A 24154-nucleotide genomic window follows, 5' to 3' on the forward strand; every position below is an offset into this window, starting at 1 on the left:
CGTTGAAATTTTGTCAAAAACACACAATGCAAACGCTACCAAACCATGCTACAATAGACTTAAATTAAATATAAGTTGAGGAGATTAGCATGAGTGAGCATTTATATAGATGGCGTAATAAAGAAATTCGGAAGCAGGTAGCGGTTATTGATGGAAAAGAACTACCGACAATGGTATTGAAAATGCCCTATACTTAAATGTGTTCTTACGAAAGTGGATAGAAGCCCATATTTGGGTTTATAAGGATCGCATTGTGTACGTAGGGGATAAATTGCCTCTAAACATGACAAGTATGGAGGTGGTGGATTGTAGCGGTAAATATGTAGTACCTGGTTATATTGAACCACATGTCCATCCATTTCAACTATATAATCCGTATGAATTAGCCATGTTTGCAGGACAGACAGGAACTACAACACTAATGAACGATAACCTGCCATGGCTTTATTTAATGGATAGGAATAAAGCGTTCTCATTATTGGAAGACTTTATGCAGCTTCCGGTATCCATGTACTGGTGGGCACGATTTGATTCACAATCCGAAATCAACGAAGAGCAAGAGATTTTTAATGATGAGGATATCCAAGCATGGCTCCAGCATGATGCTGTTGTTCAAGGTGGGGAATTAACAGCATGGCCACAAGTGATGAAGGATGACGATCGTATTCTTTATTGGATGCAGGAGGCGAAGCGATTACGTAAGCCTGTCGAAGGCCATTTTCCGGGTGCATCCGAAAAAACGTTAGTAAAGCTTAAGCTCTTAGGGGCAAGCTCTGATCATGAGGCATTATCAGGTGAGGAAGTTTTCCACCGCTTGGCAATGGGCTATCGGGTTGGATTACGTAATTCTTCTGTCAGACCTGATTTAGCAAAATTACTTCAAGAATTACAGGAATTAGAGCTAACTTCTTATGATCATTTAACCATGACAACAGATGGATCTACTCCATCATTTTATAAGAATGGGATCATTAACGAGTGTGTACAAATTGCTATTGATAACGGAGTCCCAGAGATTGAGGCATATATGATGGCAACCTACAATGCAGCAGAGCAATTTCATTTGGGGGAGCGTTTAGGTGGCATAGCACCAGGTCGTGTCGCTCATCTTAATATCTTGGAAGCAAAGGATAACGCAACACCAATTTCTGTAATTGCTAAGGGTCAATGGCTTAAGCGTGATGGTAAGATGATAAACCATAATCAACAAATAGATTGGGGCAAATACGGTCTTGACAAGTTAGATTTAAAATGGCATTTGTCAGAGAGTGATTTGCAATTTTCGATGCCTGTTGGTCTTCGAATGGAAAATGATGTGATTATGAAGCCATATCCTATCTCCATTGATGCCAATACAGAAAAAATTATGAATTCATGTGATGAATCTTTTCTCATGTTGATTGATCGAGAAGGAGAATGGCGAGTAAATACAATTATCAAGGGATTCACGGAGACCTTGGGTGGTCTGGCAAGCTCTTATTCTCTGACAGGGGATATTGTATTAATTGGTAAGAGTAAATCAGATTTAATGCTTGCCTTTTCTAGAATGAAAGAAATTGGTGGAGGCATTGTGCTAGTGAACGAAGGGAAGGTAATCTTTGAATTACCATTAAATATAGCTGGAATGATGTATGATGGAAAAATGTCAGCTCTTATTAAAGAGGATGAAAAACTAAAAGAAATTTTAATAAAACATGGCTATAAATATGAGGATCCTCCATACAATTTATTATTTTTATCTTCCATGCATCTACCTTTTGTTCGAATAACTCCATTAGGAATAATTGATGTCAAGAAAAAAGATATCTTATTTCCTGCGATTATGCGTTAATCAATGCTATAATGAAATGGTTGATAAGACATGTACTTATAGTGCATGTCTCATTTTCTATTCAAAGAATCTTGAGGGAAGGCGGATTATATTATGAAATGGAAAATTATGCTTATTCTTGTTTTTTCTTTATTGTTAATGGCTTGCTCAACTAATGAAAAAGAGACATCCAATCCAAAGGAACCAGAACAAGAAGCCCCCGTGGAAGAGCCAGTCGAGGAGACGGAACCAATCATTGCGCCACTCACTGGGCTAGAGTTAGAGAGCGAACCGCCGAATCGAATGCTAGCTATTATGATAAACAATCATCCGAAGGCAAGACCACAAACGGGGTTTTCACAGGCAGATATTGTTTTTGAAATATTAGCTGAGGGTAATATTACGAGATTTATGGCCTTGTTTCATAGTAATCTCCCAGAAAAAGTAGGACCTGTCAGAAGTGCGCGACCGTATTATTTTAATCTTGCTAATGATTATGGTGCGCTTTATATTTACCACGGAGCGGCTGACTTTATTGAACAAATGCTTCAAAATGGTGCAGCCGATCATTTAAATGGTAGCTACTATGATAATGATAAAGTTTTATTCGAACGTTCTAGTGATCGTGTAGCACCACATAATTCTTATGTGTTAATTGACAGTGTGTATGAGGAAGCGGAAGAAAAGGGATACGAAATAGAAGGAAGCTACTCACCGTTTTCCTTTTTAAGTACAGAGGAAGTTGTAGAAGGTGACCCGGCAACAAATGTCCAGTTTGATTATATCGGAAATCCTATTCAATATATCTATGAATCTACCAATGAAAAATATATTCGTTACGATGGTGGAACAGAGACGACTGAAAAGGCTACTGGCGAAGAAGTAGAAATAGATAATGTCTTTATTTTAGAAACGGCACATGAGGTTGTCGATAATGCGGGAAGACGTGAAATTGACTTACAATCTGGCGGGGACGCTTTATTGCTCCAAAAGGGTAAAGTACAACACGTGCAATGGGAGCGAATTGATGATAGAATAATCCCAACGAAGAATGGAAAACCTGTTCCACTAGTTCCAGGGAAAACATGGATTAATGTTATTCCAACATCCCCAGGCATTGATGGAGTAGAGGTAACGAGTGAATAAGATGGAATAAAAGGAGAGATTATTCCATGCAAATCGATAAATTGCGTGGCGAACAACTAGATCAGTTATTTGATGCCATATTGACGTTAAAGGATCGAGAAGAATGCTATCGATTTTTTGATGACATTGCAACAATGAATGAGATTCAATCATTAGCACAGCGCTTACAAGTTGCGAAGATGTTAGACGAAGGTAGTACTTATACAGCTATTGCAAAGGAATCTAGTGCATCAACGACAACTATTTCCCGGGTGAAAAGATGTCTAGCCTATGGGAATGACGGTTATCGTATCGTACTCGATCGTTTAAAAGAAAAAGAATAAAGAGGGTGCCTCTCTTTTTTGGGGGACTCTTTTTCATGTGTGAAAAAGGAGAGGATAGTAATGGTTCGTTTTGGTGTAATCGGAACTAATTGGATCACAGATCGATTTATTGATGGGGCGCAGAAAATAAAGGATTTTCAGCTTACAGCTGTTTATTCAAGAACAGAAGAAAATGCAAAAGAATTTGCAAATAAATATGGTGTGACATCAACCTATACAGATTTATCCGTATTTGCAGAAAGTGATGTAATAGATGCTGTATATATTGCAAGCCCGACTGCTTTTCATGCTGAGCATGCCATGACCTGTATGAAGGCTGGAAAGCACGTAATAGTGGAAAAGCCGTTTGCCTCCAACCAGCGCGAAGTAGAATCGATGATAGAAACAGCGAAGGCTAACAATGTTACTTTAATGGAAGCAATGAAAACGACACACCTTCCAAACTTCGATCTTGTAAAAAAGAGTCTGGATAAAATAGGGCCAGTCCGTCGCTATGTAGCGAATTTTTGTCAGTATTCTTCCAGGTATGATAAATACAAAGAAGGTATTGTCTTAAATGCTTTCAAACCAGAATTATCAAATGGCTCCTTAATGGATATCGGAGTGTACTGTCTATACCCTATGGTAGCTTTATTTGGAGCACCAGAAAGAGTGAAAGCAACTGGTTATATGCTAGATTCAGGAGTAGATGGGGAAGGTACTGTTACAGTGGATTATCCTACTTTAAATGGTGTAGCCATGTTTTCGAAGATTACAAACTCGAAATTACCATCTGAGATACAAGGAGAAAAAGGCTCGATTGTTATCGGAAAATTTTCTGATATGCGAGATGTGAAAATTGTTTATCATGACGGCACAGAGGAAAAGCTAACTACGGATCAAGTTGAGAATTCTATGTATTATGAAGCCTTATCCTTTATTCAATCTGTACAAAAAGGCGAAATCGAAAATAGTACAAACACCTGGGAATTATCCTTAGAAACAATGAAAGTATTAGATCAAGCACGTGAAGATATAGGGCTCGTGTTTCCAGCAGATAAATAAGTAGTCAAATCCTCAAAAGGCTGTGATCTTTTGGGGATTTTTTAGTTGAGAAATACTAAGATGAATACGTGGTATCAGAAATTGAAACATTTGCATAGGCTAATGTGTAAATCTTTTTTCAAAGAGGTGATGATTTTTGTCTGGGAAAGGGATGCATTATTATGCAAGTGGGAATACGGCAAAAGGATTCTATAATTTGTTTGAATCAAATATGCAAGGATTAGAAAATATTTATCTTTTAAAGGGTGGTCCTCATACTTTAAAATCCTCGATGATAAAAAAGTTAGCTGATACATGGACAGAACAAGGATATTATACAGAGAGAATTCATAGTTCATCTGATAATGATTCGTTAGCTGGCCTTATTATTCCAGCACTTCAATTTGGGATTTTTGATACATCTACTTCACCTATTTCAGAGGTTCACTATGTGGATTTTGAAGCAGCTTTAGATAAAGCAAAGTTAAAAGCTATGCATACCGAATGGCAGGAATTACATGCAAAAATTTCAGAGACATTTCAAGCAGCATATGATTGCTTTGCAGATGGTCTACACATTCATGATTACTTAGAGGATATATATATTAAGGAAATGGATTTTAATAAGGCCAATCAAGTAACAGACGAATTAATTCAAGAAATTTTACTTGATAAAAAGAGTAACAACGAAAATGCAATTATTCGCCATCGTTTCTTCGGTGCCTCTACCCCTGCAGGTGTTGTGGATTTTATTCCATCAATTACCGATGGATTGACAAAGCGTTATTTTATTAAAGGGCGTGCTGGAAGTGGAAAATCAACACTTTTAAAGAAAGTAGTCTCAGCAAGTAAAGAACGTGGATTCGATATAGAAGTTTATCATTGTGGCTTTGACCCAGAAAGTGTTGATATGGTAGTGATTCGGGAGCTTAGTGTATGTTTATTTGATAGTACGGATCCGCATGAATACTTTCCTAAGAGAAAGGGAGATGAAATTGTTGATTTATACAAGCTAACCATCACCCCTGGTACAGATGAAAAGTATGAATCTGATATTATATACTATACAAAAAGCTATAAGCAAAGGATGAAGGATGGTATTGCTCATTTGAAAAAGGCAAAGTCTTTGAATGATCAATTAGAAGCTATGTATATGGATGCCGTTGATTTTTCGGTAATTGATGAAATGGATATAGCTATCAATAGGGAGATTGCTAAGCTAGCGAAAAATAGTTAGCTTTGCGAATAACCATGAAGCATTGGAAAAGAAGATGCTTCATGGTTTATGCAGTGACGACATTTGTATTCTCTCCCATAAGCTACCGCCTGTATCCAAGAGATAACGTACATTTCAAAGCTACCACCTGTCCGAAATGTTCTTTATCCAAGAGATAACGTACATTTCAAAGCTACCGCCTGTCCGAAATGTTCTTTATCCAAGAGATAACGTACATTTTAAGCTACCGCCTGTCCAAAATGTTCTTTATCCAAGAGATAACGTACATATCAAGCTACCGCCTGTCCGAAATATTCTTTATCCAAGGGATAACGCACACCTCCGGCCAGTCCGACCCACAAAATGTTTTTCATCTAAATGATAACAGACAGCAAGTCCTTATTAATTCCCAATAGCTATAGCCCCCTATAGATTGACCAAAGCAACTATGGACCGGATAATAGTAGGAGAGAATAAGAAACATTAGGGGTGAAGTATATGAAAAGAAGTATAGTGGTTATAATGTGGATAATGTTGCTTAGTTTGGCAATGGTGGGATGTGATGATAAGGCTTCAAAGGAAAAAGAACCACGGGATATTAAAGAAATGGTAGAACGCTATAGTGCAGGAGATTTTGAAGATCTGTCCGCTTCTATCACCTCCCAGGAGCTTATTGTGACAAATGGTAATAAAAACCAATCTACTTATGAACTGCCTAATGATGAATTTTTTGTTTCGATTGCTCCTTTTTTACAAAACACTCATCCTTGTGAAAATCACAGCTTAACTGGCTGTCAAGGAGAGCTGAAGGAAGAAGAATTCGAAGTACATATTATGGATGAAGATGGAAATGTAATCATAAATGAAAGAATGACATCTTTGGAAAATGGATTCCTTGATCTTTGGCTGAAGAGGGATAAGACATACGAGGTGAAAATTGAACATAACGGAAAAATGGCGGAATCTAAAATTACTACTTTCGATGGTGACAATACTTGCATCACCACTATGCAATTAATATAAGTCAATAATAATGGAGGTATAGTTTTGAATCAAAAAATACTAATAACGATAGTTACCTTTATGGTATTTTTACTAGTAGGTTGTGGTGGAAATAATGAGACAGAGCCTAGTGACACAAAGAATGATTCTAATATGAATGAAGAATCCCAGCAGGAAAAGGAATCAGATTCTACTGAACATGCTAGTATGGATCATTCTAGCTCAGGAGAAGTTCCAGAAAATCTAGCGAAGGAGGATAATCCGACATATCCTCTTGGAAGTGAAGCGATAATGAGTGCAAAACATATGAAAGGAATGGATGGAGCTGTAGCAACAATTGAAGGTGCCTATCACACTACAGTTTATGCAGTAACCTACAAGCCAACGACTGGTGGTGAAAAAGTAGAAAATCACAAATGGGTGATCCATGAAGAACTTGAAAATGCAGAGGAAGCGCCATACGCTGAAGGAGATGAGGTGGTTCTCGAGGCAGATCATATGAATGGCATGGATGGAGCGAATGCTACAATCGACTCTGCACAAAATACCACTGTTTATATGGTTAGCTATAAAGATACAGAAACGAAGAAAGTAGTCAAAAATCACAAATGGGTGACGGAAGACGAGCTTTCTCCAGTAGAATAGGATAATTTTTCAAGCCCTCACTTTACTAGTGGGGGTTTCCTATAGCCTGGAACTATCCTCAGATTTTTTCCTTCTTTCTTCTCTATATCACTCTGAAATGGACGGGATTTTTGCTATAATGAAATAATGGATATAGAATCGTCATTATTGGAGGATTAATTATTGTGTATAATATGGATGAGTGGAAGCATGTGTTCAAACTAGATCCAGCAAAGGATATTTCAGATGAGGTGTTGGATCAAATCTGTGAATCAGGAACAGACGCGATTATAGTTGGTGGAACAGATGAAGTGACATTAGATGGAGTACTACAGTTGCTCAGCTATATTCGTCGCTACTCCGTTCCAGTTATTTTAGAGATTTCGAATCTAGAATCTGTAACTCCAGGCTTTGATTACTATTTTGTGCCAATGGTGCTTAACAGTCAAAATAAAAAATGGCTGATGAATAAACAGCATGAAGCTGTTGTGGAATATGGAGATGTCATTAATTGGGAGGAAATGTATGCAGAAGGATATTGTATCATGAACCCCGAATCAAAGGTATTTCAGCATACAGATTGTAGTCTCCCTACAGAAGATGAGGCGATTGCTTATGCGAGGATGGCTGAACATTTATTTCGATTACCTTTTTATTATGTAGAGTATAGTGGCAAATATGGAGATCCCAATCTCGTTGAAGCGATAAGCAATCAATTATCAAATACCAAGCTTATCTATGGTGGAGGTATTTCAACAAAATCCCAGGCAGAAGAAATGAGCCAATTTGCCGATATGATTGTTGTTGGAAATGCCATCTATGAAAACCCAAAAGAAGCATTAAAGACAGTCAAAGCAGTTAAGAAGTAATTTTTTCTGAAATAAAAGGATGGTGTTAACATTGAGTCCGATCAAGCATAACCTACTCAATGGTTTAAATAAAGAACAACAAGAGGCTGTCAAGCATACAGAGGGCCCATTACTGATCATGGCAGGTGCAGGAAGTGGGAAAACCCGAGTATTGACACACCGGATAGCATACTTATTGGATGAAAAAGAAGTATCCCCCAGAAGTATATTAGCGATTACCTTTACGAATAAAGCAGCAAGGGAAATGAAGGATAGGATGGAGGCTTTAGTGGGCCCTGTTGGTAATGATATGTGGGTTTCCACTTTTCACTCTATGTGTGTCCGTATTTTAAGAAGAGATATTGATCGTATCGGCTACAGTCGAAACTTTACGATTTTAGATAGTGGTGACCAATTAACCGTCATAAAAAATATCGTAAAAGAGAAGAATTTAGATCCGAAGAAATTCGAGCCTAGAGCATTTCTAGGAGCGATAAGCAGTGCGAAAAATGAACTGATTACACCAGAAAAATATGCAGAATCTGTTGCAGATTTCTACAGTAGACAAATTTCTGAGGTGTATGCAGAATACCAAAGACGATTAAGGAAAAACCAAGCATTAGATTTTGATGATTTGATTATGCAAACTATTCATCTATTTAACCGTGTTCCAGAAGTTCTAGAGTACTATCAACGACGCTTTCAATATATTCATGTGGACGAATATCAAGACACAAACCATGCCCAATATTATTTGGTAAAACAACTTGCAGCACGTTTTCAGAATCTTTGTGTTGTTGGGGATTCTGACCAATCTATCTACGCATGGAGAGGGGCAGATATCACGAACATCCTTTCCTTTGAAAAAGATTATCCAACTGCAAAAGTAGTCATGTTGGAGCAGAATTACCGTTCGACAAAATCTATTTTGCAAGCTGCTAATAAAGTGATAGAAAATAATACTGGAAGAAAACCGAAGAACTTATGGACGGACAACCAGGAAGGAAATAAGATTCATTATTTCCATGCTTCCACAGAACGTGAGGAAGGATTGTTTGTTGCAGAAAAGATCGAAGAATATATTCGTGAAGGGAAATACTCCCATAAGGATATTGCGATCCTTTATCGAACAAATGCACAGTCCCGTGCGATTGAGGAGACCTTTATGAAAGCAAATATCCCCTATCAGATGGTCGGGGGAACCAAATTCTATGATCGTAAAGAAATAAAGGACATGCTCGCTTATTTACGTCTCATCGTCAATCCTGAAGATGATATTAGCTTTTTACGGGTAGTCAATGAACCGAAAAGAGGAGTAGGCAAGACCTCGATTGATAAATTACAAGCATATGCTGCGGCAAATGATATTTCCTTATATACAGCTGTGCAGGAGGTAGACTTTGTCGGTGTTAGTGCCAAAGCGGCAAAATCTTTAATAGAATTTGGTCAAATGATTAAAAATTGGGAACAACAGCAGGAATTTCTGACTGCTACAGATATGGTGGAAGAGGTAATTGAGAAGACAGGTTACGAGAAAATGCTAATCAATGAAAGAAGTATTGAAGCCCAAACAAGACTTGAAAATATTGAGGAATTTAAAACAGTTACGAAGCACTTTGAAGAGACAAATGAAGACAAAACCTTAGTTAATTTTCTAACCGATTTAGCCTTAATCTCTGATATTGACCGTATGGATGATGACCCAACTGCAGATGATAAAATCACTATGATGACATTACATGCAGCGAAGGGTTTGGAATTCCCGGCCGTGTTCTTAATCGGAATGGAGGAAAATGTTTTTCCACATAGTAGATCGATGATGGATGAAGAGGAGATGCAGGAAGAACGTAGGCTCGCGTATGTAGGGATAACCAGAGCAGAAGAATTACTGCATGTTTCTCATGCGAAAATGCGGACACTATTTGGTAGAACCAATATGAATCCTATTAGTCGTTTTATTAATGAAATTCCTGAAGAACTGTTAGAAGGAAAAGAACAAGTAGAAGATTCTATGTTTGGCTTTAACCGAGTAGATATCCAGGATAGTGAGCTTCCGTTTGATCAGCCAAAACGTAAACCAAGAAGAATCGTACAACAAACAAGTGGTGGCGAGAAGCAGGAGTGGAAGGTTGGCGATAAAGCAAAGCATAACAAATGGGGACAAGGAACTGTTGTTAAAGTGAATGGGGAAGGGGAAGGATTGGAGTTAGATATTGCTTTCCCAGCACCAACTGGAATTAAACGACTATTGGCAAAATTCGCTCCGATTACGAAAGGATAAGAAGGAGGGTGTCTCAATGACCGAACAAGAGGCGAAAAAAAAGCTAGAAAGCTTACGCGAGGTGTTAGCACAATACAATTATGAATACCATGTTTTAGACAAACCTAGTGTGCCTGATGCCGAATATGATCAAAAAATGCAAGAATTGAAACAAATAGAAGAGCAATACCCTCATTTGATCACCCCAGACTCTCCTTCCCAACGTGTCGGAGGTGAGCCGTTAGAAGGGTTTCAAAAAGTGACTCATCGTGTGCCGATGCTTAGCTTAGGCAATGCCTTTAACGAAGAGGATTTAAAGGATTTTGATCGCCGAGTACGTGAAGGGTTAGACGTAAACAAAGTAACATATGTATGTGAATTAAAAATTGATGGTCTGGCGATTTCTTTAAGATATGAGAATGGTTTTTTTGTTCAAGGAGCAACACGTGGTGATGGAACAACTGGTGAAGATATTACGAATAATTTAAAAACTATCCGTAGTATTCCGTTAAAAATTAAGGATGACAATCCGATTGAAGTACGCGGGGAAGCCTATATGCCACAAAAATCCTTTCTAGCATTGAATGAAGCAAGAGAACAGATGGAGGAAGAACCGTTTGCTAATCCTAGAAATGCTGCTGCAGGATCGCTTCGACAGCTAGATCCTAAAATTGCAGCCAAACGAAACCTTGATATATTTCTCTATGCAGTAGGAGAATGGGAATCAGGTGAGCTTAACACACATAGTGAGCGTCTTACTTATTTACAACAGCTTGGGTTTAAGACAAACCCAGAATGGCGAAAATGTGAGGGCATCGAAGAGGTTTTAGAATATGTTGAGAATTGGGTAGAAAAACGAGCAGAACTCTCTTATGATATAGATGGAATTGTTATCAAGGTAGATAACTTAGAAGCACAAGAGCAACTAGGGTTTACAGCGAAAAGTCCGCGCTGGGCTATTGCTTATAAATTTCCAGCAGAAGAAGCGGTAACGGAATTAACCGATATCGAATTGAGTGTCGGTAGAACTGGTGTGATAACTCCGACGGCAATCCTTGAACCAGTGAAAGTTGCAGGTACTACTGTGCAAAGGGCCTCTTTACACAATGAGGATCTAATTAAAGAGAAGGATATTCGTATTGGGGATACAGTGGTTATAAAAAAGGCTGGTGACATCATTCCAGAAGTTGTTCGTGTTGTGATGGATAAACGAATAGAGGAAGGGAAACCTTTTGCGATGCCAACTGAATGTCCGTCGTGCGGTAATGAGCTTGTTCGATTAGAGGAAGAGGTTGCCTTAAGATGTATCAATCCGAATTGTCCTGCCCAACTGAAGGAAGGCTTGATACATTTCGTTTCAAGACTTGCTATGAATATTGATGGGCTTGGAGAAAAGGTGGTGGAACAGCTTTTCCGTGAGAAGCTCATTCATACAATTGCAGATCTATACAGATTAGAAAAAGAAAAGCTACTCCAGCTGGAAAGAATGGGAGAAAAGTCCGTTTCGAATCTGCTTCAAGCGATTGAACAATCAAAGGAAAATTCCTTGGAGCGGTTGTTATTCGGGCTTGGAATTCGCTATGTTGGATCGAAAGCTGCCAAAACATTAGCAGCACATTTTGAAACAATGGAGAATTTACAACAAGCATCCTTTGAAGAATTAACAGCTGTCGATGAAATCGGAGATAAAATGGCTGATTCTATTGTGCGTTACTTTGAAGATGATAAGGTACAATATCTTTTAACAGAGCTAAAGGACCTAGGATTGAATCTTACCTATAAGGGACCAAAGGCTACAGATGTTGCAGAAGACGCTGTATTTGCTGGTAAGACGATTGTTTTAACTGGAAAATTGTCGATCTATACTCGTCAGGAAGTAAAACAACAGATTGAGTCCCTCGGAGGAAATGTAACAGGAAGTGTTAGTAAAAAAACAGATATTGTCATTGCCGGTGAGGATGCAGGATCAAAACTAGATAAAGCGAATAAGCTCGGGATTCAGGTATGGGACGAGGAAAAGCTACAAACTGTTTTAGAGGGGGAAGCATAAATGAATAGAATCAAGTATAGTCTGTTAATCATCGTGCTTCTTCTGGCAGGTTGTGCGCCACAATTTGGAGAAGATCCTGAGGAAACGATAGTAGATGATTCAACGGAAGAAGCGGAACAGGAAACAGCGATTATTCCGACACATAATTTATCAGAAGATACGTATCGTGTCTTAGTCGATTCAAGTCTTAGTCAGGCTCGAGGGGTTATCACCAACCAAGTATCCAATCGATTAGATATTGATGAGTTAGAGGAAGGATTGCGGAGACATTCCACTAGTGTTTATGACCCAGACAAGTATTTCTTTCAAGAAGGCCAATATTTGACAGAGGATATACTTTATTCATGGCTAGAACGCTATGATAAAGAAGAGCATCCACTTGGTTTAAATCCTGCATTGGGTGAGGGTGAGACATCAGAAGAAGCGGAAAGAAAAAATCCTAAATACTTATCACATATTGTGGAGCAAAATTACTTGACGAAAACAGATGGTGAAATGGTGAAGCTTTCCGGGATTTCGATTGCGATCGCCATGAAATCTGTTTACCGATTTCAAACAGAAGTCGGCGGACCTTATTACTACCAGGAGATATCAAAGAACAAAATGTTAAGTGAAGCAAATAAAATAGCGGATGAAGTGTTGAAGAGAATTAGAGAGATAGAAGGGTTGGAAAAGGTTCCTGTCATGATGATGATTTATCGGGAAGCTCCACAAAGCTCACTCGTACCAGGTAACTTTGTCGCCAAAACGAATATAGCTGGAGATGAATCATCAATAGGAGATTGGAAGGAAGTGGATGAGAACTATGTACTGTTTCCTTCAAACAATGCCGAGAAAAATTATTCAGATACTTCCGCAACCTTATCAGACTTTGAAGCAGATGTTGCTTCCTATTTTCCTAACTATGTAAGTGTGATAGGAAAAGGCTTCTATCAAGGTGAAGAATTAAGAGATTTAACGATCGATATACCAGTCTCCTTCTATGGGAAGTCAGAGTTAATCGGTTTTACCCAATATGTTTATGGCTTGGTTCTATCTGGCTTTCCGAATCATTATAATTTGGAGATCAATATTACCTCAGGTCAAAATCAAGAGGCACTAATTGTTCGTGAAGCTGGTGAAGAGGAAGGGTTTGTTCATATCTATAACTAAATTATGATACAAATCTGTTTTGAAATTAGTGTTTTAATGGTAAAATAGACCTTATGGATTTTAGTATTTGTAGATTCTTAGCGCCTATCATTGGCGCTTTGGATTTTTTCAATCAATTTATAAATGGGACTTTTTTTGGAGGTGAATATTTTGGCAGATATCTCAAAGGAACAGGTAAAGCATGTTGCTAATTTAGCACGCCTTGCTCTAACTGACGAAGAAGTAGAGAAAATGACTAAACAACTAGGTGATATTATTAATTACGCAGAGCTCTTGAATGAGTTAGACACGGAGAATGTAAAGCCAACAACACACGTATTAGACTTAAAAAACGTGATGCGTAAGGATGAGCCGAGAGATTGGATTAGTAAAGAGGATGCACTTAAGAATGCACCAGATCAAAAGGATGGTCAATTCCGAGTACCGTCTATTTTAGATTAAGGAGGAAGGCTAGTGTCACTTTTCGATTATACATTAAAGGAATTACAAGAAAAGCTACATAATAAAGAAATTACAGTTAGCGATCTTGTCGATGCGTCATATACTCGCATACATGAAGTAGATGACAAAATCCAAGCATTTCTTACTTTGAATGAAGAAGAAGCTAGAAAACAAGCAAAAGAACTAGACGAAAAACTAGGCTCTGATGCATCGATTTTATACGGACTTCCGATTGGAATCAAGGACAATATTGTAACAAAAGGCTTGCGTACAACATGTGCTAGTCAAATTTTGGACAACCTAAATGATCCATTATATGATGCCACCGTTGTGGAAAAGCTTAAAGCAGAGAATACAGTAACTGTTGGTAAGCTAAACATGGATGAATTTGCGATGGGTTCATCTAATGAAAATTCTAGCTACCAGAAAACACGCAATCCATGGAATACAGATTATGTTCCAGGTGGATCTAGTGGTGGTTCAGCTGCATCTGTTGCAGCTGGTGAAGTGTTCTTTTCATTAGGCTCTGATACTGGTGGTTCTATCCGTCAACCTGCTGCATTTTGTGGAGTGGTCGGCTTAAAGCCTACATATGGTTTAGTATCACGATTTGGATTAGTTGCATTTGCATCTTCACTAGACCAAATTGGACCACTTACTCGTACGGTAGAAGACAATGCACATTTATTACAGGCCATTGTTGGGCAAGATAAAATGGACTCTACTTCTGCCAATGTGGATATCCCAAATTATAGTGATGCTTTAAAGCAGGATGTAAAAGGATTACGTATTGCGGTACCAAAAGAGTATTTGCAAGAAGGGGTTAATCCAGAGGTGAAAGAAGCTGTATTAGCAGCCTTAAAACAATACGAAGAATTAGGTGCAACATGGGAAGAGGTATCCTTACCACATTCTAAATATGCTGTAGCTGCTTATTATCTTCTTTCCTCTTCAGAAGCTAGTGCGAACTTAGCTCGTTTTGATGGGGTACGTTATGGTGTCCGTACAGAAAAGCGTGTTGATATGTTAGATATGTTTAAATACTCACGATCTGAAGGGTTTGGAGATGAGGTAAAACGTCGTATTATGCTTGGTACGTTTGCTTTAAGCTCTGGATATTACGATGCTTACTACAAAAAAGCTCAGAAAGTACGGACATTAATCAAAAATGATTTTGAAAAAGTCTTTGAAGACTATGACGTGATTGTTGGCCCAACTACTCCAACACCAGCATTTAAAGTTGGCGAAAAGATAGATGATCCTTTAACCATGTATGCAAATGATATCTTAACTATTCCAGTAAACCTAGCAGGTGTTCCGGGCATCTCCATACCTTGTGGGTTTTCAAGTGAAGGATTACCAATTGGACTACAAATTATCGGAAAACATTTCGATGAGTCCACGATTTATCGTACGGCATATGCTTTTGAACAAGCTACCGATCATCATAATAGACGTCCTAACCTAGGAGGTGACCTATCATGACAAATTTCGAAACAGTCATTGGTTTAGAGGTTCACGTGGAATTAAAGACGAATTCTAAGATTTTTAGTCCAAGTCCCAATGCATTTGGTTCCGAACCGAACGCTAATGTGAACCCAATTGACTTAGGGTACCCTGGTGTTTTACCAGTTTTAAATGAAGAAGCAGTAAATTATGCGATGAAGGCAGCAATGGCGATTAACTGTGAAATCGCAACAGATACCAAATTTGATCGTAAAAACTATTTTTATCCAGATAATCCTAAAGCCTATCAAATTTCACAATTCGATCAACCAATTGGGGAAAACGGATGGATCGAAATTGAAGTGAATGGAGAGAAAAAGAAAATAGGAATTACCCGCCTTCATTTAGAAGAAGATGCTGGAAAATTAACACATAATGATGATGGCTATTCATTAGTCGATTATAATCGACAAGGTACGCCACTTGTTGAGATCGTATCAGAACCAGATATTCGTACACCAGAAGAGGCTTACGCTTATCTTGAAAAATTAAAGAATATTATTCAGTATACAGGAGTATCTGACTGTAAAATGGAAGAGGGTTCACTGCGATGTGATGCCAATATTTCTATTCGTCCAGTTGGCCAAAAAGAATTTGGTACAAAAACAGAGCTGAAAAATTTAAACTCCTTCTCCTTCGTGCAAAAAGGTTTAGAATTCGAAGAAAAGCGTCAACGAGAAGTACTATTAAATGGTGGGGAAATTCTACAGGAAACTCGCCGTTATGATGAACAAACGAAAGAAACCATCCTCATGCGTGTGAAGGAAGGTTCTGACGATTATCGTTATTTCCCTGAGCCAGATCTTGTACCACTTTATATTGACGATGCATGGAAGGAAAGAATTCGTGCAGAAATTCCAGAACTACCAGATGCACGTAGAGAACGATATGTGAAGGAATTAGATCTCCCTTCCTATGACGCAGGAGTGTTAACAAGTACGATAGAAATGTCTGATTTCTTTGAGGCGTCGATTGCCGCAGGAGCAGATCCTAAGCAAGCTTCTAACTGGCTAATGGGTGAAGTTTCAGCATATATGAATAAACATCAAATCGAAATTACAGATTTAAAGATGACACCAGAAGCTTTAGCGAAAATGATACAGTTGATTGCGGATGGAACGATATCCTCCAAAATGGCTAAAAAGGTCTTTGCTGAATTAGTAGACAAAGGCGGAGATCCAGAAAAAATCGTCAAAGAAAAAGGACTTGTACAAATTTCAGATGAAGGTCAGCTTCGTGAAATTATTGTCGGAATTCTTGATGCGAACGAGCAATCTATCATTGACTTCAAAAATGGGAAGGATAAAGCACTTGGCTTCTTAGTTGGTCAAACAATGAAAGCTACCAAAGGCCAAGCAAACCCACCAATGGTAAATAAAATCATTAAAGAAGAAATCGACAAAAGATAATCCATGTCTGATAGCGAAAGAAGAAGGACTGTGGCATAGTCGCTCAGTCCTTTTTACATGTTGATAAAGTACTCATCGAAGCAAAAATAATATTGAACACAACCTTAGAGATAATACTTGTATAAACGTCAACTTGTCTGGGCACTTACAAAAAATAGTAGTTTTTCTTTGCAATTATGATTAAATCGCTTATGATGTAAGATAGAAGGTTTACTTAAGAGGAGATATGAACATGAAACGTGCGCGTATTATTTACAATCCAACTTCTGGACGTGAAGTGTTTAAAAGAGAACTAGCGGAAGTATTGAAAAGGTTTGAGCAAGCAGGTTATGAAACATCGACACATGCCACCACATGTGAAGGAGATGGGGTTCAAGCTGCTCGATATGCCGTGGAACAAAAATTCGATCTAATCATAGCTGCTGGTGGAGATGGGACGGTTAATGAAGTAGTACAAGGTATAGCTGAACAGGATTATCGGCCTCAGCTTGCAATTATTCCAGTTGGTACGACGAATGACTTTGCTCGTGCGCTCGGGATCCCAAGGGAAATTCAGAAGGCGGTTGACGTGATTTTAGAACATAATGTTAGGTCACTTGACATTGGAAAAGTGAATGACCAATACTTTATGAACATTGCTGGTGGAGGTAAATTGACAGAGCTTACTTATGAGGTGCCAAGTAAACTTAAAACAATGCTTGGTCAGCTAGCTTATTATTTAAAAGGAATTGAGATGCTTCCTTCACTAAAGCCAACGAAAGTAAAAATTGAATATGATGGTAAGGTTTTAGAAGAAGAAATCATGTTATTTTTAGTATCAAATACAAACTCTGTTGGTGGATTTGAAAAACTAGCACCGGCAGCGAAAATGGATGACGGATATTTTGATTTAGTAATTCTTAAAAAAGCGAATTTAGCAGAATTTATTCGTATTGCTACCCTTGCGACAAGAGGAGCTCACTTAGAAGACAAACATATTTTCTATACAAAGGCCAATCGAATTAAAGTACACTCAGAAGAGAAAATGCAGTTGAATTTAGATGGGGAGTATGGTGGGCTATTGCCTGGTGAATTTGTCAATTTGTATCGTCATATTGAATTTTTTGTTTCGAAAGAGTTTATCGAAAAACAGGATCAAATTACAGAATAGGAAGGATACGATGTCTATAAGATAGATGTCGTATTTTTTATACGTTAGGAAATTATAAAGGATAAGGAAAGCTAACGCATCTAATGTTTCTACGAATGAGGTAATTATTTCCCAGGAAATGATGAATTTAGACAAGGAATTTCCTATTTACTTCTTACTATGATAAAATTTTGACAGCATACGATCAGACAACAAATATATCTCCAAGAAGGATGTAGATAAAATGACGAAAATAACACCTCCTGTAAAGAAAAATGAGCTGGTGGAGCTTATATTTGAAGATATAACACATGAAGGCGCAGGTGTTGGAAAGATAGGAGGCTATCCATTATTCGTTCCATACGCTCTACCAGGTGAAAAAGCCAAAGTAAAGGTGATTAATGTAAAGAAAAACTTTGGATTTGGTAAATTGGTAGAAACGGTCGAAGAAAGTCCTGCAAGAGTAGACCCTCCTTGTAATGTTTATTACAAATGCGGTGGTTGTCAGCTACAACATATGAGCTATCAGATGCAGCTAGAAATGAAAAGAAACCAGGTGCAATATGCACTGAAAAAGATTGGGCATATAGTGGATATTCCTATCCATCCAACAATCGGAATGGAGGATCCATGGCGTTATCGGAATAAAGTGCAAATTCCTGTTGGATCGCAAAATGGCGAGCTTATTACAGGATTTTATCGCAAAAGAAGCCATGATATTATCGATGATATGGAACGGTGTATCATTACCGATGAAGTCAATGATCGAATGATTGATGCTGTAAGAGAGATTGCCAACAGGCTGGGGATCTCTGCCTATGATGAAGAAAAAAATCGTGGTCTATTACGACATATTATGGTTCGTTCTGGTCAAGAAACTAAACAAACGATGATTGTTCTTATAACGAAGAAGGAAAAAATACCGGCATTAGAAAAGCTTGTAGATGAGATAGTGAAAACATATCCAGAAGTAAAGTCAGTCGTGCAAAATATCAACCCTGAACGGACGAATGTCATCTTAGGTAAGAAATCAAAGGTGCTTTGGGGAGACCCTTATATCTATGACGAAATCGGTGGTATTCGTTTTGCTATCTCCGCCAAATCCTTCTACCAAGTCAATCCTGTCCAAACGAAAAAATTATATGACAAAGCATTAGAATATGCAGCTTTAACAGGAAAAGAGACAGTAATTGATGCATACTGCGGAATAGGTACCATCTCCTTGTTTCTAGCGAAAAATGCGAAAAAGGTCTATGGAGTAGAAGTGGTGCCTGAAGCGATCTCAGATGCGAAGGAAAATGCAAAGCTAAATCAGATAGAAAATGCCGAATTTTTTGTAGGGCAAGCCGAAAAGGTTATGCCATGGTGGAAAGCTCAAGGATTACGTCCTGATGTCATTGTTGTCGATCCTCCAAGAAAGGGCTGTGATGAATACTTTTTGCAAGCAATGATTGACATGAAGCCAAAAAGAATTGTATATGTGTCCTGTAATCCATCCACATTGGCAAGAGACTTGAAATTTCTGGATAATGGAGGGTATGAGACGAAGGAAGTGCAGCCTGTGGATATGTTTCCGCAGACGACACATATCGAATGTGTGGCTTGGTTGGAATTGGATTTTGTAGATCAAAAATAAACTCTTGCTAATTTCACCACCAATTCTGTAAGAATAAACATTTGCTTTTCCAATAAGAAATCTAATAATTTCTCGGGTTTTCCTCAAATGGAGCCCGAGTTTTTTCATGCTCATAATAGAGTAAAGAGGGAGGAGGAAAGAATCTTATTCGATCATTCTTATCTCCGTTATTTCTTGTCATTACTGTGTTTTTTCAATATCTCATCCATGATTCATTTCAATAACAAATCAATACTCATCCACTATTTTTCTCTTTATTCTATCCCTCTTAACTCCACTATCTTTTCTCTCCTATTTTTTCATTCTATTACCAAAACTTTATTCCAACTCCGAAAAAAACGTGAAAAAACAGCCGAAAAAGGTCCGAAAAACGGTCATTTTTGATCCGAAAAAGTCTAATAATGGGGGTTCCGTAGCAAAACTTTATTTTAACTGATACGGTGGAATGGGGCTTGCAAGGGGAAAGGGAAAAGTTTTGTATTTTGATAAAGAGAGATTTGAAAATATTATTATCAAATTAGCTAAAGGTCGTGTAGCGTATGATTTTGATTTCTTGCTTTAGACTCTGAACCAACTTTAGAGTATGGATGGAAATTTGATTTAGATGATTGTGATATTTGGACGTTATCACAATCAAATGGAGAATATATATCAAAATGTACTATTAACAGTAGCAGACAAATACATTTCTTAAAAAATTAGAATTTTAGTATTTTCCTTACAAATGATAATAAAGGTTTCGTAAATTAAATAGAGTGCAACGATTTGAGGAAAAAAGAGCTAGGTGCCACTACCTGCCGGAGAAACTAAGAGGGTGAGGTTACAACTAGGTTTTGAAAAATTATCTATTTGGAATTTAGACATGAACCAGACAGTTGAACATGGGAACGTAAGGTTAATGGCTGTCGAATCATCCAATAGATTTATCATAATGATGATATTATGAATGATTAGCACCACGTTAAACAATTCAGGATATATATAAATTAAACATGCTCTTGACTCGAATAATTCTTGACTTTTTTACTAAAAAAACGGACACTGTCTTTAAGAATGTTAGCAAAAGAAAGCAGGTTAAGCATGAAGGTAAAAAGTCAAGATGCATATCCCTTATACGCTCAAATTGCAGATGATATGCGTTTAAATATTCAAACAGAAAAGTGGCCCGAGGGAGAGCGGATACCAACTGAAATGGAGCTTTGTTCGATGTATCATGTCAGTCGAATTACTATACGTAAGGCAATCGATGAGCTAATGAAGGAAGATATGCTTGTTCGCATTCGTTCAAAAGGTACATTTGTTAAAGAAGCTTTTCAGGAAGAAGACCATTTTACAGTTATTAAAGGTTTTACCCAAGAATTACAAGAGAGAGGAAAATATGCAAAAACAGTAGATGTTGAAATTCAGTTAGCTAATGCAGATAAACGAATCGCAAAGTTTCTTAATATTGAAACAGGCAGTCAGATATTGATCTTGAAACGTGTTAGAGGAGACGAGGACGCTGTATTTGCCTTCTTTATTACCTATATTGCTTATGATCGTGATTATTCAATAGACCCGAAAGATTACTATACTTCATTTTATGCTTATTTACGTACAAAAAATATTATCGTTAACCAAGAACGAGAGTATGTGGAGGCTGTCTCACCGAATCGGGAAGTTCAGCGAAAGTTAAAAATCAAAGAATCAGAACCAGTATTAAAACGTGTCCGCTTTACTTCACAAATTACAGAAAACTTTTATGAATATACAGAATGCTTCTATATAGGTAAGAAATATCGTTATTATTTAGACTTCCATCAAAGCTGAATTATATAACAAAGCCCTTCAACCCTAGAGACAGCGCTCTTTGAAAAAGACAATTTAGCGCCATTTCTTGTGCTATAATGTTATGACAAAAGAACAATAAAGGAGGTATGTTATGTATGATGCTTTTCCAAAAACAAGAGTAAAAGTACAAGGAGGGTTTAATGGATATTCAGCAATTCAGACAGAAATACGACGAACCAAGAGTAATGTTATAGCTGTGGAATGTTATCCTGCTATAAATGAAGAGGAAATTCTAGAGCGGTTAATAGCACCGCTAGAACCGGGGTTAATTATACAAGCTACAGAACAGTTCTATACGGTGGAAAAAGTCACAACCATGATTGAAGAAAACTTAACAGAAGATCGAATTTTTGGTGTAGTTAGTCATCATCAATTGCAAGACTTTATAGATGGAAAACAACAAGAGATATTACAACAAAAAATCCAAACTGTTTTGGCAAGTAATCAATCTGTGGTGGTATATGGAGTTGGAGCTTCTTTGCTCTACCCAGCTGATCTATTGATCTATGCAGATCTGTCCAGATGGGAAATTCAAAAAAGATATCAATCTGGCACCTATAGTAATTGGCAAGCCAATAATGCTGGAGAAGATCCTTTACGTATGATCAAACGTGGTTACTTCTTTGAGTGGCGTGTGGCGGACAGGCTCAAACAGCAATTGTTTAATTCGATTGATTATTTCCTGGACACTCATCAAGCTAATCAACCTGTAATGTTAGAGGCAACGGCTTATTTTGAAGCATTAGAGCAGATTGCCAGACAGCCTTTTCGTTTAGTGCCATTCTTTGATCCTGGAGTCTGGGGTGGTAACTGGATGCAGGAAACCTTTGAAGTGGAACAGTATAAGGACAATTTGGCATGGAGTTTTGATGGTGTTCCAGAGGAGAACAGCTTATTGCTGGCAACAAATACAATTCAGATGGAAATCCCAGCTAATAATCTTGTATTCTATCAACCTGCAGCTTTATTGGGCGAACGAGTCTATGATCAATTAGGCAAAGAATTTCCAATCCGTTTTAATTACTTGGATACAGTAGGGGGCGGTAATCTCAGCCTGCAAGTGCATCCATTAGTAGAGTATGTACAGAAGACATTTGGCATGACCTATACGCAAGATGAGAGTTATTACATTATAGAGGCGAAGGATCAGGCCTCACTCTATTTAGGGGTTAAAAATGGTACCAATAAAAAAGAATTAATGAAAGCGTTGCAACATTCAGCTTCAAGCGGTGAGCGTTTTCCTGATGAACAATATATTTATCAGCGTCCAGTGAAAAAACATGATCATTATTCCATTCCAGCAGGAACTATTCATAGTGCGGGTGCGAACACCGTGGTATTAGAAATAAGTGCTACTCCTAATCGTTTTACCTTTAAACTTTGGGATTGGGGTCGGCTTGGTTTAGATGGCTTGCCTCGTCCTGTCCATTTAAATCATGGAGAGCCTAATATTGTGATATCACGTGATCAAGACTGGGTAGAACAAGAATTATGCAATCAAATGGAGCTTATCGCTGAATATCCAGAATGGCAGGAAGAACGTACAGGGCTTCATAAAACGGAATTTATTGAAACGAGAAGACATACCTTTACTGGCATGGTTTTGCATCAAACTCATGGCAGCGTCAATATGTTGAATTTGGTCGAAGGGGAAGAGGCAATTATTGAGAGCCTTGATCACAGTTTTGATCCGTTTGTGGTGCACTATGGAGAAACCTTTATTATTCCGGAATCAGTGAAACAATATACGATCCAGCCGTATGGCAGGAGTATAGGTAAACAATTAATGACAATTAAGGCATTTGTGCGCTAAATCATAGGAGGGGGAATAGTGTCTCAAATGTTTTATCTATGTTTAGACATAGGCGGTACCGAAATAAAGGTGAATATACTAGATCAAAATTATCAATGTTTCTATCCAGAAGATTATCATTACCCATCTAAGGCACAATCTAGCAAACAAGAGATTCTCAAACATTTTACAGTAATTTTGGAGGAACAATTACAGAACTTCAAAGGCTCGATAGAAGGAATTGGCTTTGCCTTCCCTGGTCCATTTGATTATTTCCATGGGGTTAGTTTAATGCAAGGATTAGGGAAGTTTGAGTCGCTCTATCAAGTAAATATAGCTAACTTTGTTCAACAATGGCTGCTATCTCAAAGATACACAAGTGGGTTTCCAATTTGCTTTGAAAATGATGCGGTTGCTTTTGCCATCGGAGAGTATCAGGAAGGTGTTGCCAAGCAAGCAGAGAAAATGATCTGCCTTACTCTTGGGACAGGATTTGGTTCCACTTTTATTGAGCAGGGGCGAGTAGTTCGCAGTCAGTATGGTTTGCCAGACAGTGGTATGCTTTATCAACAGCCCTTCTTAGATGGTGTAATTGAGAATTACTTATCGGCTAATGGTCTAGCTAGCATTGCTCAGCAATTTTCGTTGGAAGATTGGGATGGATTAAGCGTATCAAAGGCAGCAGCTGCTGGCTCTAATGAAGCCCAGCAGGTGTTTCACCAATTTGGAGTAATGGTTGGAATAGCACTCCACCCTTATGTACATGCCTTTGCGCCAGATTGTATCGTCTTCGGTGGACAAATTTCGAAGAGTTTTACCTGGATGGAAAAAGGTATTGAAGCAGGTATGGATTATCAAAAATCACTGGATATGATCGCAAGCCCGTATGGTTCAAGGAGTACATATAAAGGTTTATGTCACCAATTAAAGCAACTGTAAATAATAGGAGGATGAAAG

Annotated in this window: 19 protein-coding genes and 1 pseudogene; all 20 read left to right on the top strand. The window is 38.0% G+C overall.

All coding sequences use genetic code 11. The features are described from left to right. Nucleotides 1-89: 89 nt before the first annotated feature. The 20 genes and pseudogenes from ACZ5N5_RS09890 (at nt 90) to ACZ5N5_RS09985 (ending at nt 24136) form a co-directional block, all read left to right on the top strand. Nucleotides 90-1831 (top strand): annotated as a pseudogene (locus tag ACZ5N5_RS09890) (adenine deaminase C-terminal domain-containing protein). A gap of 93 nt (nt 1832-1924) precedes the next feature. Beyond that, entirely contained in the window at nt 1925-2956 is a 1032-nt protein-coding gene (locus ACZ5N5_RS09895; protein WP_464373718.1) for a DUF3048 domain-containing protein, read from the top strand. Nucleotides 2957-2982: 26 nt separating this feature from the next. After that, complete coding sequence (locus ACZ5N5_RS09900; RefSeq protein ID WP_054788002.1) at nt 2983-3279, top strand: YerC/YecD family TrpR-related protein; 297 nt, start codon at nt 2983-2985, stop codon at nt 3277-3279. A 60-nt stretch (nt 3280-3339) separates the two neighbouring features. Next, nucleotides 3340-4323 (top strand): Gfo/Idh/MocA family protein, encoded by a 984-nt coding sequence (locus ACZ5N5_RS09905; RefSeq protein ID WP_109985847.1) that lies wholly within the window; start codon nt 3340-3342, stop codon nt 4321-4323. Between the two features lie 136 nt (nt 4324-4459). Beyond that, nucleotides 4460-5539 carry a PRK06851 family protein gene (locus ACZ5N5_RS09910; RefSeq protein ID WP_464368343.1) on the top strand — a complete coding sequence of 360 codons (1080 nt, stop codon included), beginning with the start codon at nt 4460-4462 and terminating at the stop codon, nt 5537-5539. A 477-nt stretch (nt 5540-6016) separates the two neighbouring features. After that, nucleotides 6017-6541 carry a CueP family metal-binding protein gene (locus tag ACZ5N5_RS09915; RefSeq protein ID WP_054788000.1) on the top strand — a complete coding sequence of 175 codons (525 nt, stop codon included), beginning with the start codon at nt 6017-6019 and terminating at the stop codon, nt 6539-6541. A 24-nt stretch (nt 6542-6565) separates the two neighbouring features. Next, a complete protein-coding gene (locus ACZ5N5_RS09920) occupies nt 6566-7165 on the top strand; it encodes a YdhK family protein (RefSeq protein WP_425454570.1) in 600 nt (199 codons plus the stop codon). Nucleotides 7166-7329: 164 nt separating this feature from the next. Beyond that, nucleotides 7330-8013 (top strand): heptaprenylglyceryl phosphate synthase, encoded by a 684-nt coding sequence (pcrB, locus tag ACZ5N5_RS09925; RefSeq protein ID WP_054787998.1) that lies wholly within the window; start codon nt 7330-7332, stop codon nt 8011-8013. A 19-nt stretch (nt 8014-8032) separates the two neighbouring features. Beyond that, a complete protein-coding gene (gene pcrA / locus ACZ5N5_RS09930) occupies nt 8033-10273 on the top strand; it encodes a DNA helicase PcrA (RefSeq protein WP_464373719.1) in 2241 nt (746 codons plus the stop codon). A gap of 16 nt (nt 10274-10289) precedes the next feature. Then, a complete protein-coding gene (ligA, locus tag ACZ5N5_RS09935) occupies nt 10290-12302 on the top strand; it encodes an NAD-dependent DNA ligase LigA (protein ID WP_464373720.1) in 2013 nt (670 codons plus the stop codon). Beyond that, nucleotides 12303-13454 (top strand): CamS family sex pheromone protein, encoded by a 1152-nt coding sequence (locus ACZ5N5_RS09940; RefSeq protein ID WP_109983909.1) that lies wholly within the window; start codon nt 12303-12305, stop codon nt 13452-13454. A 150-nt stretch (nt 13455-13604) separates the two neighbouring features. Further along, the gene (gene gatC, locus ACZ5N5_RS09945; protein WP_109983908.1) at nt 13605-13895 is read left to right on the top strand and encodes an Asp-tRNA(Asn)/Glu-tRNA(Gln) amidotransferase subunit GatC; all 291 of its coding nucleotides are present in this window, start codon (nt 13605-13607) and stop codon (nt 13893-13895) included. 12 nt (nt 13896-13907) lie between these two features. Beyond that, entirely contained in the window at nt 13908-15380 is a 1473-nt protein-coding gene (gatA, locus tag ACZ5N5_RS09950) for an Asp-tRNA(Asn)/Glu-tRNA(Gln) amidotransferase subunit GatA (RefSeq protein WP_054861529.1), read from the top strand. Continuing rightward, nucleotides 15377-16810 (top strand): Asp-tRNA(Asn)/Glu-tRNA(Gln) amidotransferase subunit GatB, encoded by a 1434-nt coding sequence (gene gatB, locus ACZ5N5_RS09955; protein ID WP_054861528.1) that lies wholly within the window; start codon nt 15377-15379, stop codon nt 16808-16810. The genes gatA and gatB overlap by 4 nt, the downstream gene beginning before the upstream one ends. 232 nt (nt 16811-17042) lie before the next feature. Next, the gene (locus ACZ5N5_RS09960; RefSeq protein WP_109983907.1) at nt 17043-17960 is read left to right on the top strand and encodes a diacylglycerol kinase; all 918 of its coding nucleotides are present in this window, start codon (nt 17043-17045) and stop codon (nt 17958-17960) included. A gap of 223 nt (nt 17961-18183) precedes the next feature. After that, nucleotides 18184-19575, top strand: a complete 1392-nt coding sequence (rlmD, locus tag ACZ5N5_RS09965; RefSeq protein ID WP_464373721.1) for a 23S rRNA (uracil(1939)-C(5))-methyltransferase RlmD — start codon at nt 18184-18186, stop codon at nt 19573-19575. Between the two features lie 814 nt (nt 19576-20389). After that, nucleotides 20390-20521: a hypothetical protein gene (locus ACZ5N5_RS09970; protein WP_464373722.1), complete on the top strand. Its 132-nt coding sequence runs from the start codon at nt 20390-20392 to the stop codon at nt 20519-20521. A 134-nt stretch (nt 20522-20655) separates the two neighbouring features. Beyond that, nucleotides 20656-21384: a GntR family transcriptional regulator gene (locus ACZ5N5_RS09975; protein WP_464373723.1), complete on the top strand. Its 729-nt coding sequence runs from the start codon at nt 20656-20658 to the stop codon at nt 21382-21384. A gap of 112 nt (nt 21385-21496) precedes the next feature. Then, on the top strand, nt 21497-23218 hold the full coding sequence (locus ACZ5N5_RS09980) for a class I mannose-6-phosphate isomerase (RefSeq protein ID WP_464373724.1): 1722 nt from the start codon (nt 21497-21499) through the stop codon (nt 23216-23218). Between the two features lie 27 nt (nt 23219-23245). Continuing rightward, nucleotides 23246-24136, top strand: a complete 891-nt coding sequence (locus ACZ5N5_RS09985; protein WP_464373774.1) for an ROK family protein — start codon at nt 23246-23248, stop codon at nt 24134-24136. Nucleotides 24137-24154: the final 18 nt, after the last annotated feature.

It is taken from the genome of Gracilibacillus sp. JCM 18966, assembly GCF_055392695.1.